The sequence below is a fragment of the Nitrosospira sp. Nsp11 genome (assembly GCF_900142705.1).
Taxonomy (GTDB): domain Bacteria; phylum Pseudomonadota; class Gammaproteobacteria; order Burkholderiales; family Nitrosomonadaceae; genus Nitrosospira.
Genome location: NZ_FRBV01000031.1, coordinates 1 through 2019, shown reverse-complemented (window position 1 = coordinate 2019; position 2019 = coordinate 1). Strand labels below are relative to the sequence as shown.

1 protein-coding gene is annotated in these 2019 nt (G+C 52.2%); it reads right to left on the bottom strand.

Annotation, left to right across the window (positions count from 1 at the left end; all coding sequences use genetic code 11):
• Positions 1-236: 236 nt before the first annotated feature.
• The gene (locus BUA28_RS15260; RefSeq protein WP_072768998.1) at positions 237-1763 is read right to left on the bottom strand and encodes a MocR-like pyridoxine biosynthesis transcription factor PdxR; all 1527 of its coding nucleotides are present in this window, start codon (positions 1761-1763) and stop codon (positions 237-239) included.
• Between the last annotated feature and the right edge of the window lie 256 nt (positions 1764-2019).

Below are 2019 nucleotides of genomic sequence, written 5' to 3'. Positions count from 1 at the left end.
CAAGGCATAGCCCCGTCCCGCAAGGCATGACACCGGTCCGCCGCCGTCGCCAGACGGAAAGGTGGATCGGTGTTTTTTATGCAGGATAAAAATAGAAATATCAGGCTTTTTTCACTCCTTCAAATCTTTCATGCGTGAGAAGGCAGTCTGACAATAAAATGATTTGTAGCGCCAAGGTGGCTCCAAATCAAGTAAATGACTCTTACGGATTGTTCGGTTGATAGAGACTGGATAGCTTAAAGAGGTGATCCCGATAAGCTGCGTTTATCCGCTCCCGAAGAAGCGGAGTTTGCTGGTATATCTGCAAATGCATCAGCCAGACGCCTTATTCCTGCTCGAATCTGATGCTCATTAAGGGAAGAAAAGCCAAGCACAAGAGTGTGCTTGCTAAAGCTGCACGTTCCGAAATCTTGAGCGAGACCGGGACCAATGGAATAGATACCCACCCCGTGACGCAGCGCAAGCGCCTGAAGCTCGGACGCATCAGGATAATTGTCAGGCAGATGCCAGGCGAGGTGCAGACCGCTCTCGAGCCCCGAAAGCTGGACTGCGCCGAAATGTCTGCGTAACGCCTCTATCAGGCAATCATGACGCTTGGAGTAAATACTGCGCATGCGCCTCAAATGGTTGCCATAGGCTCCGCTTCGAATAAATTCAGCCATTGTTGCCTGATCTAGCCACGCATGGCCATTATTGAGTAATGCCTTGGCTGCCCGCGCAGCAGGGATCAGTGCCTTAGGTACCACAAGATAGCCCAAACGCAGCCCAGCACCCATTGATTTGGAGAATGTCCCCAGATACATTACACAACCGTGATCATCCAGCCCCATGAGCGCGGTTAATGGCGAGCCACGGTACCGGAAATCAGAGTCGTAATCATCTTCTATAATATATGCACCGCAACGTCGAGCCCAATCCAGAAGCTTCAAACGGCGGTCGTTCGATAGCGTGAAGCCAAGGGGAAATTGATGAGAAGGGGTAACGTACAGAAGTGCGACGCCATCCTCGGGCAGTTGCGCTACATCCAGTCCCGCTTTATCTACCGGCACCTGTACTAATTTCGCATAATAGCTTTCAAACAGGGATGCCGCGCCTCGATAGCAGGGATTCTCCATAGCGACCCGCGTGCCCTCCTTTACGAGTAACCGGGCTGCTAGATTGAGTCCCTCCTGGGAGCCGGCAGTAATAATTACCTGATCAGAAGAAACGCTGATTCCGCGCGCCCCTCCAAGGTATTCTGCAATCACTTCTCTCAGCTGCGGCAGACCGCCTGAATCACAAGATTCCGTAAACTGGGTGCTGGTAGAGGTAAATACCCTGTTGATGAAACGGCGCCATATCTTATCGGGAAATAAATCGAGCCCGATTCGGTCTGGGCAAAAATCAAAATCCAGACGCTGGGCGATGTTTTTGACCGGCATCTGGCCGATAAAAGGAATTACGGGTAGTTTTAACGCTTCACCACGAACAGGAACGGAAGCAGCAGTTCTGCGTGTTGCAGCCAGGCAGGTTTCGGGTAATTCAAGATTGACGTAGGTTCCAATCGCTTTTCGTGCTTGAAGATAGCCTTCGGCGATTAAACGTTCGTATACGAGCAGAACGGTATTACGGGAAATGCCTAGCTGCTCGGCAAGTACCCGGCTGGCCGGTATCAGCGTTCCCGGCTTTAGTCGCCCGCCTAGAATGAGGTAGCGTAATTGCTCGAATATCTGGCCCTGCAGCGATTGGCCGCTGCCGTGGTCAAGCTCAATGGGAATTGCCATATTCCTTCCTGGCGGGACGCCTGCCCGCTGGGTTCCGGTTCCGGATAAACATGTGATTCTGACATATTCGCAGAGCTAGCGTAAACCGGCTGGTACTGATATACCAGCTCCTATCCTAAGTGATGTGGGCGGCGTCTATTTCGACAGCTCAGTACGGCCCCCACTCACTCCTCATCCTCCTCCTCGTCGTCCTCATCCTTTTTCTCGGGCTTGAGGACCAGTTTGCCCTGCTTCTTGCTCTCGTTCAGGTCGGTCT

What these genes read in the sequence shown, in the direction of transcription:
- BUA28_RS15260 (WP_072768998.1), bottom strand. Translation starts at nt 1,763, where the DNA reads ATGGCAATTCCCATTGAGCTTGACCACGGCAGCGGCCAATCGCTGCAG.